At 73.2% G+C, this 13,072-nt stretch carries 13 protein-coding genes and 1 pseudogene; 7 read left to right on the forward strand and 7 right to left on the reverse strand.

Going from position 1 to position 13,072, the window contains the following annotated elements; all coding sequences use genetic code 11:
- The first annotated feature begins 45 nt into the window (after positions 1–45).
- The gene (locus ACFMQL_RS39770) at positions 46–807 is read left to right on the forward strand and encodes an enoyl-CoA hydratase/isomerase family protein (RefSeq protein WP_364064863.1); all 762 of its coding nucleotides are present in this window, start codon (positions 46–48) and stop codon (positions 805–807) included.
- Positions 797–1,684 carry a 3-hydroxyacyl-CoA dehydrogenase family protein gene (locus tag ACFMQL_RS39775; RefSeq protein WP_378789927.1) on the forward strand — a complete coding sequence of 296 codons (888 nt, stop codon included), beginning with the start codon at positions 797–799 and terminating at the stop codon, positions 1,682–1,684. The genes ACFMQL_RS39770 and ACFMQL_RS39775 overlap by 11 nt, the downstream gene beginning before the upstream one ends.
- 197 nt (positions 1,685–1,881) lie before the next feature.
- On the opposite strand, the gene ACFMQL_RS39780 is transcribed toward ACFMQL_RS39775, so the two are convergent.
- A complete protein-coding gene (locus ACFMQL_RS39780) occupies positions 1,882–2,511 on the reverse strand; it encodes a TetR/AcrR family transcriptional regulator (protein ID WP_364064868.1) in 630 nt (209 codons plus the stop codon).
- Between the two features lie 101 nt (positions 2,512–2,612).
- Between ACFMQL_RS39780 and ACFMQL_RS39785 the strand changes: the two are divergent.
- Together ACFMQL_RS39785 and ACFMQL_RS39790 are read left to right on the forward strand one after the other, a co-directional pair.
- Positions 2,613–2,972: pseudogene (locus tag ACFMQL_RS39785) on the forward strand (cytochrome P450); the annotation flags it as partial.
- Positions 2,966–3,631, forward strand: a complete 666-nt coding sequence (locus ACFMQL_RS39790; protein ID WP_378789929.1) for a TetR/AcrR family transcriptional regulator — start codon at positions 2,966–2,968, stop codon at positions 3,629–3,631. The pseudogene ACFMQL_RS39785 and the gene ACFMQL_RS39790, both read left to right, overlap by 7 nt.
- A 1-nt stretch (position 3,632) precedes the next feature.
- Here the strand turns inward: ACFMQL_RS39790 and sigJ are convergent, their stop codons facing one another.
- Positions 3,633–4,571, reverse strand: a complete 939-nt coding sequence (sigJ, locus tag ACFMQL_RS39795; RefSeq protein ID WP_364064871.1) for an RNA polymerase sigma factor SigJ — start codon at positions 4,569–4,571, stop codon at positions 3,633–3,635.
- Between the two features lie 41 nt (positions 4,572–4,612).
- The gene (locus ACFMQL_RS39800) at positions 4,613–5,347 is read right to left on the reverse strand and encodes an SDR family oxidoreductase (protein ID WP_364064874.1); all 735 of its coding nucleotides are present in this window, start codon (positions 5,345–5,347) and stop codon (positions 4,613–4,615) included.
- A gap of 112 nt (positions 5,348–5,459) precedes the next feature.
- Here ACFMQL_RS39800 and ACFMQL_RS39805 point away from each other — a divergent pair, with 112 nt between their 5' ends.
- From ACFMQL_RS39805 to ACFMQL_RS39815, 3 genes are all read left to right on the forward strand, one after another.
- A complete protein-coding gene (locus ACFMQL_RS39805) occupies positions 5,460–5,801 on the forward strand; it encodes a phosphotransferase (RefSeq protein WP_364065926.1) in 342 nt (113 codons plus the stop codon).
- Positions 5,802–5,871: 70 nt separating this feature from the next.
- Positions 5,872–7,029: an alpha/beta hydrolase gene (locus ACFMQL_RS39810; protein ID WP_364064877.1), complete on the forward strand. Its 1,158-nt coding sequence runs from the start codon at positions 5,872–5,874 to the stop codon at positions 7,027–7,029.
- A gap of 182 nt (positions 7,030–7,211) precedes the next feature.
- Complete coding sequence (locus ACFMQL_RS39815; RefSeq protein WP_378789931.1) at positions 7,212–8,444, forward strand: sulfite oxidase; 1,233 nt, start codon at positions 7,212–7,214, stop codon at positions 8,442–8,444.
- On the opposite strand, the gene ACFMQL_RS39820 is transcribed toward ACFMQL_RS39815, so the two are convergent.
- The 4 genes from ACFMQL_RS39820 to ACFMQL_RS39835 all read right to left on the reverse strand — a co-directional run bounded on the left by ACFMQL_RS39820 (position 8,386) and on the right by ACFMQL_RS39835 (position 12,735).
- On the reverse strand, positions 8,386–9,345 hold the full coding sequence (locus ACFMQL_RS39820) for a DUF6596 domain-containing protein (protein ID WP_378789933.1): 960 nt from the start codon (positions 9,343–9,345) through the stop codon (positions 8,386–8,388). The genes ACFMQL_RS39815 and ACFMQL_RS39820 overlap by 59 nt on opposite strands.
- Complete coding sequence (locus ACFMQL_RS39825) at positions 9,284–9,538, reverse strand: hypothetical protein (protein ID WP_378789935.1); 255 nt, start codon at positions 9,536–9,538, stop codon at positions 9,284–9,286. Before ACFMQL_RS39825 ends, ACFMQL_RS39820 begins: the two co-directional genes overlap by 62 nt.
- 189 nt (positions 9,539–9,727) lie before the next feature.
- Positions 9,728–10,753, reverse strand: coding sequence for a hypothetical protein (locus ACFMQL_RS39830; RefSeq protein ID WP_364064885.1), 1,026 nt, complete (start codon positions 10,751–10,753; stop codon positions 9,728–9,730).
- Between the two features lie 263 nt (positions 10,754–11,016).
- Positions 11,017–12,735, reverse strand: coding sequence for a potassium/proton antiporter (locus ACFMQL_RS39835; protein WP_364064888.1), 1,719 nt, complete (start codon positions 12,733–12,735; stop codon positions 11,017–11,019).
- Between the last annotated feature and the right edge of the window lie 337 nt (positions 12,736–13,072).

A 13,072-nucleotide genomic window follows, 5' to 3' on the forward strand; every position in this document is an offset into this window, starting at 1 on the left:
CTTCGCCCTGCCTGTGCCTGTGCCCGCCCGCCGCCGGGGACGATCGTGAGCGGGCCGAGCCTCCTCGTCGAGGAGGGCGCGGACCGGGTGGTGTGGCGGCTCAACCGGCCCGAGCGGCGCAACGCCATCGACCGCGAGCTGGTCGCCGCGCTGCACGAGGCGTGCGCGGCGGTCGAGGCGGAGCCGAAGATCGTCCTGCTGGCCGGCGAGGGCGGCACGTTCGCGGCCGGCGCGGACATCGCCGAGCTGCGTGAACGGGGCCGCGAGGACGCGCTGCGCGGCATCAACTCGAAGATCTTCGATCGGATCCACCGGCTGCCGATGCCGACCATCGCGCTGCTCGACGGGTACGCGCTGGGCGGCGGCGCCGAGCTCGCCTACGCCTGTGACTTCCGCATCGGCACCGAGCGCACCAAGATCGGCAACCCGGAGACCGGGCTCGGCATCCTCGCCGCCGCCGGGGCCGCCTGGCGGCTGGCCGAGCTGGTGGGCGAGCCGCTGGCCAAGGAGATCCTGCTCGCCGGGCGCGTGCTGTCGGCCGCGGAGGCGCGGGAGGTGCGGCTGCTCAACGAGGTGGTCGAGCAGGACGACCTGCTGGCGGCCGGGCACCGGCTGGCCGACCGGATCGCCGCGCAGGCGCCGCTCGCGACCCGGCTGATGAAGGCGGTCTTCCACGCGCCGCGCCAGGCGCACCCGTTCGTGGACGACGTGGCGCAGGCGGTGCTGTTCGAGACCGAGGAGAAGCACGCGCGGATGACGGCGTTCCTGGAGCGCCGCGAGCGGAAAGGACGCTCTCATGACCGCTGATGACCGGCATGATGACCGGCTGAGCACGGACACCGCCGCCCTGCCCGGCAGCGTCGGCGTCTACGGCGGAGGACGCATGGGCGCGGGCATCGCGCACGCCTTCCTCCTCGCCGGCTGCTCCGTCGTCGTCGTGGAGAGCGCCGACGAGACGGCCGCCGCCGCCCGCGAGCGCGTGGCCGGCAGCCTGGCCAAGGCCGCCGCGAAGGGCACGCTCGGCGAGCCGCAGGAGGCCGTGCTCGGCCGGCTGCGCACCACCACCGACCCGGCCGGCCTGGCGGGCTGCGAGCTGATCGTCGAGGCCGTGCCCGAGGACGCGGCGCTGAAGGCGGAGGTGCTGTCCGCCGCCGAGAAGCGGGCGCCGGGCGCGGTGCTCGCCACCAACACCAGCAGCCTGTCCGTCGCCGGGCTCGCCACCGCGCTGTCCGCGCCCGAACGCTTCCTCGGCCTGCACTTCTTCAACCCCGTCCCGGTCAGCGACCTCGTCGAGATCGTGACCGCACCGGACACCGACCCCGATCTGGTGACCCGCGCGCAGGGGTGGGTGACGGCGCTCGGCAAGACGCCCATCACCGTGACCGACTCGCCGGGCTTCGCCAGCAGCCGGCTCGGCGTGGCCCTGGCGCTGGAGGCCATGCGCATGCTCGAAGAGGGCGTGGCGAGCGCGGCCGACATCGACACCGCGATGACGCTCGGCTACCGGCACCCGGTGGGGCCGCTGCGCACCACCGACATCGTGGGCCTGGACGTGCGCCTGGCCATCGCCGAACACCTGGCCCGCGAGCTGGGCCCGCGCTTCGAGCCGCCGCGGATCCTGCGCGACCTGGTCGCCGCCGGCCACCTCGGACGCAAGACCGGGCAGGGCTTCTACACCTGGTGACGCGCGCCGGGTCCGGGTGCTCGCGCCCGGCCCGGCCGCCTGGACCCGGCCCCGCCGCTTCGGCTCGATCTTGCCGCTCGCACCCGGCCGCCTTGCCGCTCGCACCCGGCCGCCGCTTCAGCTCGACCCCGCCGCTCGCATCCGACCCGCCACTTGCGGCCGGCGGGTGTCGCGCCAGGCCGTGCCGTCCGTGACGGTCAGGTCTCGTGCCTGGCCAGGCCGTCGAAGGCGATGGAGGTGATGGCGGCGGCCACCATCGCCTGGTCGTAGGCACCGTCGGGGCGGTACCACTCGGCCAGCGAGTTGACCATGCCGAACAGCAGGCGGCTCACCAGCGCGGGCGGCACGTCGTCGCGCAGCGCGCCCTCGGCGACCGCGTCGGCCACCAGCGCGGCCAGCCGGTCGTCGAGCCAGCGCCGCCGTTCGAGCGCGGCCAGCTCGACCTCGCTGTTCCCGCGTACGCGCAGCAGCAGCGTGACCGACGGCTGGTGCGCCACCAGCACTTCGACGCTGCGCCGCACCACGCCGCGCAGCCGCTCGTACGCGCTGCCCCCGGCCTGATCGCGGGACGCCTCGGTCACCACGGCGGTCAGCTCGTCGAGCGCGTCGTCGAGCGCCTGGCCGAGCAGCTGCTCCTTGCTGGTGACGTGGTGGTAGATGGCCGCCTTGGTCAGCCCGAGTTCCTTGGCCAGGTCGCCCATGCTGGTGGCGTCGTAGCCGCGGCGGTTGAACAACTCGACGGCGGCACGCAGGATCGCGGACTGGTCATAACCGGGACGGCCCCGCCGGCGGCGCGGGGCTGGTTCGGCCTGCTCAGTCGTGGTCACAAAAGCAGCATCTCACGCGTCCGCCCCACACATCGCCGTCATGCGGCGCGTACGGACGCCCGGAGCGGCACGCGCACGGCGCCTGGCGGCAGCACGGCCAGGGGCTGTTGGGGGCCGGGCACGAGACGTCCGCCAATAACATCGGGACCATGATGGCGATGCTGCTGTCCGGCCGCAGGCGCGCCAACCGCGACGAGCGGCGGTTCGACGGCGCCGGCGAGATGCGGCTCGACCGCTCGCCCAACCCCCACGTGGCCTTCGGCGCCGGCCCGCACTCCTGCCTCGGCCAGGCGCCGGCCCGCACCGAGCTGCAGACGGTGCTGAAAGTGCTGAAGGTGCCGCTCGCCCGGCTGCCCGGTCTCGGCCTGGCCGTTGCGGCGGCCGGGCTGCGCCGCCGCGACGGGCTGGTCGCCGGCGTGCTGGTCGCCGGCGGGCTGGAGATGGTGCCGGTGAGATGGTGACATCGGACGGGCCCGCGCCCGCGCGTCGGGGCGTACGGGCCAAGGACACGCGCGAGGCGCTGCTCGACACGGCCGAGCGGCTGTTCGCCGAGCGCGGCGTCGGCGAGGTGTCCGCCCGGCAGATCAGCGAGGCCGCCGGGCAGGCCAACAACTTCGCCGTCGGCTACCACTTCGGGTCGAAGGCCGGGCTGGTGCGGGCGATCGTCCGCCGCTACACCTACGACATGGAGCGGCGGCGGCTGCGGCTGCTGGCCGAGATCGGCGAGTCCGAGGAGCTGCGCGACTGGATCTCCTGCCTGGTCCGCCCCGCCACCGACCATCTGGAGGCGCTGGGCGTGCCGAGCGTGCGGGCCCAGTGCATCGCGCAGATCAACACGGTGCCCGCGATGCGGCAGATCGTCATCGACGAGTCGGTGGCCACGCCGTCCATGCAGGCGAGCCTCGCGGGCATGTTCCGGCTGCTGCCCGGCCTGTCGGAGGAGACGCGCCGCGACCGCTCCGACATGAGCCTGCTGCTGCTGGTGCACGCGCTGGCCGAGCGGGAGCGGGCGCTGAACGAGGGCGCGCCGCTCAGCCGCGCCACCTGGGACGATGCCGCCACCAGCCTCATCGACGCCCTCACCGGCCTTTGGACGGCCCCGGCCACCCGTCACCGCTGAGTCACTTTCCCGGCAGGAGGCCGATGTCGGAGACCGGGCCGAGGTGGCGGAGCTTGTCGGGGTTGGCGACCGCGTGCACCGCCTGCACCACGCCGTCGGCGATCGACAGCTCGACCACGCTCGCCACCCGCCCGTCGGCGTCGCGCAGGACCGCTCCCGGGCTGCCGTTGACCCAGGCGAGCCGGAGCGTGACGCCGTACGCCCTGACCCGGCGCAGGCCGCCGAGCAGCAGCCGCGCGACCCGCACGGGATCGTTCGCGGCCATCGTGAGCGCCCGCGCCTTGCCGCCGCCGTCGCCGTGCAGCACCACGTCGGGCGCCAGCATGCCGAGCAGCGCGTCCAGGTCGCCTCCTGCCGCCGCCTCGAAGAACCGGCGGGCCAGCTCCGCGCTCTCCGCCCGCCGCATCGGGCCGGGCGGCCCGCCGGAGCCCCGCGATCCCGCCGCGATCCGCTGCCGGGCGCGGGCGAAGATCTGCCGGCAGTTCGCCTCGGTCTTGCCGGTGATGCGGGCCACGTCGCGGTAGCCGTACCCGAAGACCTCGCGCAGCATGAACACCGCGCGCTCCACCGGCGACAGCGACTCCAGCAGCACGAGGAAGGCCATCGACAGCGAGTCGGCCAGCTCGGCGTGCTCGGCGGGCCCGGTGATGTCCTCGCCGCCCGGCCCGATGCCCGGCATGACGACCGGCTCGGGCAGCCACTCCCCCACGTACGTCTCCCTTCGCACCCGCGCCGAGCGCAGGTGGTCGATGCCGAGCCGGGTCACGGCCGTCGTCAGGTACGCCTTCGGCTCGGCGATCGTGGTGCCCTTCTGCCGGGCGCGGGTGAGTCCGAGGTAGGCGTCCTGCACGATGTCCTCGGCGTCGCCGACGGACCCGGTCATCCCGTACGCGATGGAGAACAACAGCGGCCGGTAGGCGTCGTCGTCGTCATCGTCCATGTCGGGCCCTTTCGTGCGATGTCCGGCAGGGTATCCAGCGCTCACCAGCCGACCGGTCCCAGGCGGTCGATGAAGACGCCGCTCGGGCCGTCCGCGTCGAGGGTGGCGAGGTGGACGATCGGGTCGCTGCCCTGGGTGACGGTGAGCGTGCCGGTGTGGTGGTTCATGTCGGTGGCGGTGAACGCGTGGTTGGCGACCTCGCCGGGGGTGACCGCGTTGAACTTCACGTGCGGGAGCGCCTGCGCGTACCGGACGGTGAGCATGTTGAGCGCGGCCTTGGACGAGGAGTACGCCAGCTCGTGCATCGCCGATACCGGCTGCTCCGGGTCGGTCACGACGGAGAAGGAGCCGCCGGCGCTGCTCACCATCACCACGCGCGGGTTGGCGGACGCCTCCAGCAGCGGCAGGAAGGCGTGCGTGACCCGGACCGGGCCGTACACGTTGGTGTCGTAGACGGCGTGCAGCTCCTCGGCCGTGGCCTGCGCGGGCGGCAGCACCCTGCCGGGCGCGCCCGCGTTGTTGACCAGCACGTCGAGGCGGTCGGTGTGCTCGCGGACCAGCCGGACCGCCGCCGACACCGACGCGTCCGAGGTCACGTCCAGGGGGACCAAGATCGCCTCGATGCCGTCGGCGGCCAGTTTCCCGACGGCCGCGCGGCCCCGCCCCTCGTCGCGGGAGCCGAGGAAGACGGTCCAGTCCATCGCGCCGAGCCGCCTGGCCGTCTCGAAACCCAGTCCCTTGTTCGCACCGGTGATCAATACACTCGTTCGTTCCATGCCCTCTAAGACGGGGCACCCCGTCCGGCTGTGACAGCTGTGATCGAGGTCACTGCCACGGGGGACGCCGGACCGCGGCTACGACGCCCGCACCCGCCGCCTGCTCGACCAGATCGAGGAGGTCGGCAGGGCGTTCCCCGATGACGCGCTCGACGGCGACGACCTCGTGCACACCGACTTCCACGCCGGCAACGTGCTGGTGGACGCGGACGGCGCCATCACCGGCGTGATCGACTGGGACGGCGCCCGTCGCGGCGACGCCGCCTTCGACCTGTTCACGCTCCGCTTCGACCTCGCGCACCGGGCGCCCTGGCTGCACGTGGACGTGCCGGAGACGGTGGCGCTGCGCTGCTGGGCCCACATGAGCCTGCGCCTGGTGGACTGGGCGATCCGCCACTTCTCCGCCTCCGAGGTGACGTACTGGCTGGAGGTGGCCGAACGCCTCAGACCCTGACCAAAGTCAGGGTCCGTTCCTGTCTTTGGATCATGCCGGAGGCCATGGGCCGCTCCCTAAGGTGTTCCCCATGATCAGAACCACCGCTCTCATGCTCGCCCTCGGCCTCCCCCTCACGGCCGCGGCCCTTCCCGCCGAAGCCGCCGCCCGCACCGCCGATGTGAAGTTCGCGATCCCGCGGCCGACCGGCGCGTACAAGGTCGGGCGGGACGTCCTGCACATGGTGGACACCGGCCGCCGCGATCCCTGGGCGCCGTCCGCCACCCCTCGCGAGCTGATGGTCTCGATGTACTATCCGGCGCGCTCCGGCGGCCGCCCGACCGCGTACATGACGACCGCCGAGGCGGCGGCGCTGCTCAAGGCCCAGAAGCTCGACACCCGCGTCAAACCGGAGCAGGTCGCGGGGGTGCGCACGAACGCGCGCGAGGGCGCCCGCCCGGTCTCGGGCCGGTATCCCCTGGTGGTGCTGTCGCCGGGCTTCACCCTCAACCGGGCCACGCTGACCATGCTCGCCGAGGAGCTGGCCTCGCGCGGGAACGTGGTCGCCCTGGTGGACCACGCCTACGAGTCGTACGGCACGAGGTTCCCCGGCGGCCGTACGCTGACCTGCGCCGCGTGCGAGGCGCTCGAGAAGGCGCCGTCCGACGAGGAGAGCAAGCGGCTGCTGGCCAAGGTCGCCACCGGACGGGCGGCCGACCTGTCGTTCGTCATCGACCGCGTCACCCGCGTCACGGGGTGGCGGCGCGCCGCGATGATCGACCAGAAGCGGATCGGCGCGGCCGGTCACTCGATCGGCGGGAACGCCGCCGCCGCGCTCATGGCCGCCGACCGCCGGGTGCGCGCCGGAGTGAACATGGACGGCACGTTCTTCGCGCCCGTCCCCGCGAAGGGGCTCGGCGGCCGGCCGTTCCTCATGCTCGGCACGAAGTCAGGGCACTCCCCCGGCTCGGCCGACACGAGCTGGCCACGTGACTGGCGGCGGCTGGACGGCTGGAAGCGCTGGCTGACCGTCAAGGATTCGGGCCACTTCACGTTCATCGACCTGCCCGTGCTGGGCGGCCAGGCCGGGATGACCGACCCTGCGGCGCCGCTGTCCGGCAAGCGGTCGGGCGAGATCACCACCTCGTACGTGGGCGCGTTCTTCGACCGGCACCTTCAGGGCAGGAAGCGCCCGATCCTGGACGGCCCCACCCGCGCCAACCCGGAGGTCACCTTCCACAACCCCTGACCGCGACCGCTCCGGTCCCCCTCGCCCCGGAGCACGAGGACATGGGTTCTCGATCGCTCTCTCGTCAGCGGCCCACCCGCCAGGGCCCTTTCGAGAACCCCGGACCACGATCACGCGTGTTCTTGACCTCTCCCATTTCCCTGTCTACTGATAGGTATAGCCGGAATGTGAGAGGTGGTCGCATGCCGTATCGAAACGCCGGACGAGAGGACCTGCCGGGCAGGCGCGCCGTGCTCCGCGCGCTTCCCGCCTTGGGCGGGGCCGCGGTGCTGAGCGGGCCGCTCGCGGGCACGGCGGGGGCCACAGCGCAGGGAGCGGCCGAGGCCGTCAGGCGCGCGGCGGGCCCGATCGTCAAGCCGCTGCCGCCCGAGGTGTTCATCGAGCACGGGTCGAACGCCGAGACCCGCTGGGAGGCGCTGCGCGACATCGGTTACCACGTGCCCAACGAGCGGTTCTTCGTCCGCAACCACACCGCCACGCCGCTGATCGACGCGGCCACCTGGCGGCTGCGCGTGCACGGCTCAGGAGTGCGCCGCCCGCAGGAGTTCAGCTACGCGCAGCTGCGCGCGATGCCGTCGGTGACGGTGGACGCGGCCATCGAGTGCGCGGGCAACGGCCGCTCGTTCTTCGCCACCCAGCAGGGCGAGCAGGCGTCGGGCACGCAGTGGCGGCTCGGCGCGATCGGGGTGGCGCGCTGGCGCGGCGTGCCGCTGGGCGCGGTGCTGCGCCGCGCCGGGCTGTCGAAGAACGCGGTGGACGTCATGCCGTCGGGGCTGGACGCCAACTATGTCAGCGACGGGCAGGACCTCGGCCGCGTGCGCCTGCCGCTGCCGATCGGCAAGGCGCTCGACGACGTGCTGCTGGCGTACGAGATGAACGGCGAGCCGCTGCCGCCCGACCACGGCTTCCCCGTGCGGGTGGTGGTGCCGGGGTGGGTCGGCATCGCCTCGATCAAGTGGGTGGGCGACATCGAGGTGTCCACCGAGCCGCTCTCCTCACCGTGGAACACGATCTACTACCGCTTCTTCGGGCCCGGCTACCCGGACGAGGGCAGCGCGCCGCTCACCCGGCAGGTCACCAAGAGCGCGTTCGAGCTGGGCTGGGAGGCGAGCATCCCGGCGGGACGGCCGTACCGGCTGCGCGGCAGGTCGTGGTCGGGGCGCGGTCGGATCACCCGCGTCGAGGTGAGCACCGACGGCGGGACCCGCTGGCGGGACGCCCGGCTGCTCGACGGCGGCCGCCGCGGCCCCTGGACGCGCTGGCAGATCACCTGGCCCGACCCGCGTCCCGGCCGCACGGAGCTGCTGGCCCGCGCCACCGACGAGACCGGCGCCGTGCAACCGGTCACCACGCGGTTCAACACGATGGGTTACCTGTTCGACGCGATCGTCGCCCACCCGGTGCAGGTGACCTGAGCCGCGACCCAGCGGGTCCGCACACCCGCGCCCGAGCCGCCGCCCCTCCTCCAGGCAGGCGGAAAGCTCGGCCGCGTAGGCGCGGGCCCGGTCCGGCGCGCCGGCGTCGAGCTGGAGCGGCGGCTCCCAGAGCGCGAGCCGGGTGATCGGCAGGCCCGCCGCGGCGGCGCGCGGCGCCAGCACCGCCCCCGACGAGTTGCCGAACACCGCCGCCGCTCCCCCGGCCGCCTCGACGACCGCGGCGAGGTCCTCGATCTCGCGCTCCACCGCGTAGGGCGGGGTGTCGCCGCTGCCGCCGCGCCCCGCCGGTCGTCGTTGAGCCGGACGACGTCGGAGGGGACGAAGCGTTCGAGCCTGGCGTACAGGGCGGCGATCTCCCGCCACGGCGTCTCTTCGAAGGAGGGCGCGGTGGCGTGGCAGGCGGCGATGGCCGCCTGGATCCGGTACGGCCCCGCCCCGCCCCGCCGCAGCACGTCGTCGAGCAGCGCCACGCCCTCGTCGATCCGCTCGCGGTCCCCCAGGGAGCGGTCCTGCTCCTCCAGCGGCACCAGCTCGCGCCGTCCGCGCGGGCCGCGCGCCGGGCGTCGTGCAGAAGCATCAGCGCCAGCAGCCCACCGGCCTCGGGCTCGCCGGGCAGCAGCCGGACGAGCAGCCGCCCCAGCCGGATGGCCTCGTCCGTCAGCGCCCGCCGGATCGGCTCGTCGCCCGCGCCCGCCGCGTACCCCTCGGAGAAGAGCAGGTAGAGCACGCCGAGCACGGCCGTGGTGAGCCCCGCCAGCGTGCGCAGGGTGAGCGCGGCCCTCGGCTCGACGGCAGGCGGGGATGGCAAGACGTGAAGATCAGCCGGAGCGGTCGTCCTCGACGGCGCCCTCGTGCGAGGCGGGCGGCTCGGCGGTTTCATGGAGTACGGCCGGCTCGCGCAGCTTGGCCGCGCCCACCGAGGCCCGGCGCAGCCGGTCGATCGCCTTGTCGCGGGCGGTCATGGCCAGCCACGCGCCGGGGGCGGGCGGCACTCCGCCCGCGGGCCACCCGGCCACGACTTCCTTGGGCTCGACGAAGGGGCCGTCGGTCATCAGCACCTCGCCGCCGCGCACCCGCACCGTGGTGGCGTCGGCGGGCGGTTCGAGGCCGCCGCTCGCGATGAGCCCGTCGCCGCGCGCGTCGGCCCACGCCTGCCGTCGGGCAGGAAGCCGGGGCCGGCCAGCATCGCCTGGTAGGACTCCTCGTCCCCGCAGACCAGCAACAGGTACGTCATCCGGTCAGCCTGAGCGGCGGCCCGGCGCTCAGCGGAAGTCGGAGATGCGGAACACGGCCAGCATGTCCTTGGCGCGGGAGCCGTCCGTCGAGAACGACGCCTCCGCACCGACCCAGCCACGGAACGCACCCGAGTCGTCGATGATCTGCAGAAGCGGCTTGACGTGGGAGTTTCCGTTGTAGCAGAACTGCTTGCGCTCCATCGCCAGGCAGGTGCACCAGTGCCACAGGGTGTCGCGGCGGTCACCCTTGCCGACCATGGTCAGGTAGTACTGGATGGAGCTGATGTTGGCCTTCGTCCCGCCGCCGTACCTCGGGCAGCCGCCCTCCTTCTGGCAGGCGCTGTTGGACGAGGGCTGCAGGTACGTCAGGCACGAGGTGGTGCCGGAGCACTGACGGAACGAGGAGAGGCCGAACGGCTGGTTGGCCGACGGCACCAGCTTGCCGCCCGCCCAGCTCGTCAGGTCCTGCCTGAGCCCGCCGGGAAACGCCTTCACCGAGCTCATCGCGCGGCGGGTGGCGTAGGAGGCGTTGCTGCCGTAGCCGTAGCCGTGCGTGGCGAGCGTGCTCCGCTTGAGGTCGAGGCGGGCCAGCTTGCCGTCGGGCGAGGTGCGGACGTACCACTGCTCGGTCCAGGTCTGGGCGATCTTCCACGTGATCGTGAGCACGTTGCCCGACACCGTGTACGTCCCGGTGCGCCGCTCGGACGGACCGCCGGTGAAGCCGCCCGCGGTGAGCACCTGGCAGGCGCGCACCTTGGTGGCCTTGCCCCCGGCCGTGGTGGTGCAGCTCGCGTCCGGCTTCGTCCCGGTGCTCTGCCTGGCCTTGGGCTGGCGCTGCCACCACAGGTAGAAGCCGGCGCTCACGGTGCCGTTCTTGGCGAAGCTGTAGTTGCCCAGCCGTACCCAGTTCTGCTGCGACGAGGCCTTCAGGTGGCCTTGCGAGACGACGAACGTGGACTTGCCGCCGGGCAGTGACGTGGCGGCCGCCGCCTGGCTCGCCGGTAGGAGGGTGGCGGCGAGCAGAAAACTGAGAATCGCTGCTGCGAAGCGCATGAAGTGTCTCCGGGGGTCACACGGCGTGTCCAGCACAGCACGACACCGTAATGGTCCGGCCCGGAAATGTCATCGAAACCGCGCCAGAAGTCCCGCGCCCACCGGGCTTCGCGGGCGCGGGCGACGACCTCCGCAGGCGCGGTGACGGGCGCGCCCTCGCGCCCGCCGTGTGAGCGCCGGCTCCGACCGCCGGCCATCCCCGGGACCGGCGCGCCCTCGCGCCCGCCGTGTGAGCGGGTGGGCGGCGCGAGGGCGCTACGGCGTCAGGTGACGGCGCGGTCCGACTCCGACTCCGTGCCGGGCACCAGGTCGTCGCCGGGCTCGACCGGCGGCTCCTGCTGCGGGGGCGCGATGGGCCGGACGTGGCGCTGCCGGCCACCGGTCAACCTCGTGCGCCAGCGCAGCCCGGCCCGGCGGCGGCCGGAGGCGGGCGTGGCCGCGGGCTCCCGGCGCTGTTCCTGCGGCGCGGCGGCGGCGTGGCCGTTGTCGGGCTCGCCGTCCTCGCCGTGCCAGTGGGCCAGGCGGCCGCCCCTGCCGACGGCGCGCAGCCGCCGTTCGACCTCGGCACGGGTGGCGGGCGTGGTGACGATGAGCACCTCGTCGCCCTCACGCAGGATGGTGTCGGGCTCGGGTACGAGGGTGTCGCCGCCGCGGATGACGAGGGTGACGATGGACGGCTTGGGCAGCCGCAGCTCGAAGATCTCCACGCCGTGCAGCTTCGAGCCGGGCGGGACGGTGAGCGTGAGCAGCTCGGCCGCGAGGACGTCGAGCGGCGCGGCCTCGATCTCGACCTCCCTGGCCTGGTGCGGCTGGGTGACCTTGAGCAGCCTGGCGACCAGCGGCAGCGTCGGGCCCTGCACGAGGGTGTAGAGGACGACCAGGACGAACACGATGTTCAGCAGGTGCTTGCTGCCGGGCACCTCGGCCACGATCGGGTAGGTGGCCAGCACGATCGGCACCGCGCCGCGCAGGCCCGCCCAGGCGATGAACGCCTGGTGCCGCCAGCCCGTACGGAACCAGGTCAGGCAGGCCGCGACGGACGCCGGCCTGGCGATCAGCAGCAGCACCAGCCCGATGACGACGGCGGGCAGCAGCGCGCTGGGCAGCTCGTGCGGGGTGACGAGCAGGCCGAGCATGACGAACAGGCCGATCTGCGCCAGCCAGCCGATGCCGTCGGCGAACGACCGGGTGGCGGCGCGGTGCGGCAGCTCGGCGTTGCCGAGGACGAGGCCGGCCAGGTAGGCGGCGATGAAGCCGGAGGCGTGCAGGGCCCCGGCCGCGGCGAACGCGATGATGCCGAGGCCGACGGTGGCCAGCGGGTACAGGCCGGTGGCGGGCAGTGCGACGTACCGCAGGGCGAGCGTGCCCGCCCAGCCGCAGGCGAGACCGATCGCCGCGCCGACCGCCAGCTCGAACGTGATCTGCGAGACGATCTCCACGGGGCTGGGCAGGTCGGTGAACACCGTCGAGAACACCAGCACCAAGATGACGGTCGGCGCGTCGTTGAATCCCGACTCCGCCTCCACCATTCCGGCCACGCGGCGCGGCAGCGGCAGCGCGCGCAGCACGGAGAACACGGCGGCGGCGTCCGTCGATGACACGATCGCGCCGAGCAGCAAGGACAGTTGCCAGTTCAAGCCCAGCAGGAAATGCGCTCCAGCGGCGGTGATCGTCACGCTGACCGCCACACCGAGCGTGGCCAGCAGCCCGGCGGGCACCATCAGCCGCTTGATGTCGGCCCACCGGGTGCTCAAACCACCTTCGACCAGGATGATGCCCAGCGCCGACGTGCCGAGGGTCTGCGCGAGCTGGGCGTCGTCGAAATCGATGCCCAGGACGTCCTCACCGAGCAGCACGCCCAGGGCGAGGAACAGCAGCAGGCCGGGCAGGCCGAGCCGGCTCGCGGTGCGCGCCGCGGCGATGCTCGCGAGCAAAACCAGTCCACCGGCCAGTAAAACGCCGTACAACTGCTGCAGACTCATCGTGAACCCCCACGTGGCATCGGTGAAGCGGTCATGCGGCGATCATTTCTCATCGCACGTTGATAAAGCTGAATGGACGGACTCCTCCGTGTGGCAGGGACGGTCTCTTTATCTTCCTGGGCCCACCGGGCCAGTGGGGGTACGGCGCGGCCGGTGGATGCACATGTCGATGGTCGCGGGGCTTCCCGTACCCGGAAAAGAGGGAGAAAGCCCGGAAGTCGCACCTGCCGTCCACTTACGGGATCCTGTCATCCTCGTAAAGGATCGATAGGGGGACGACGGCGAGGTCCGCCGGAGTGATCCCCCGGTCGAGCGGTGCAAGACGGACGTGAGGTGA

It is taken from the genome of Nonomuraea fastidiosa (genome assembly GCF_042751225.1).
Lineage (GTDB): Bacteria > Actinomycetota > Actinomycetes > Streptosporangiales > Streptosporangiaceae > Nonomuraea > Nonomuraea fastidiosa.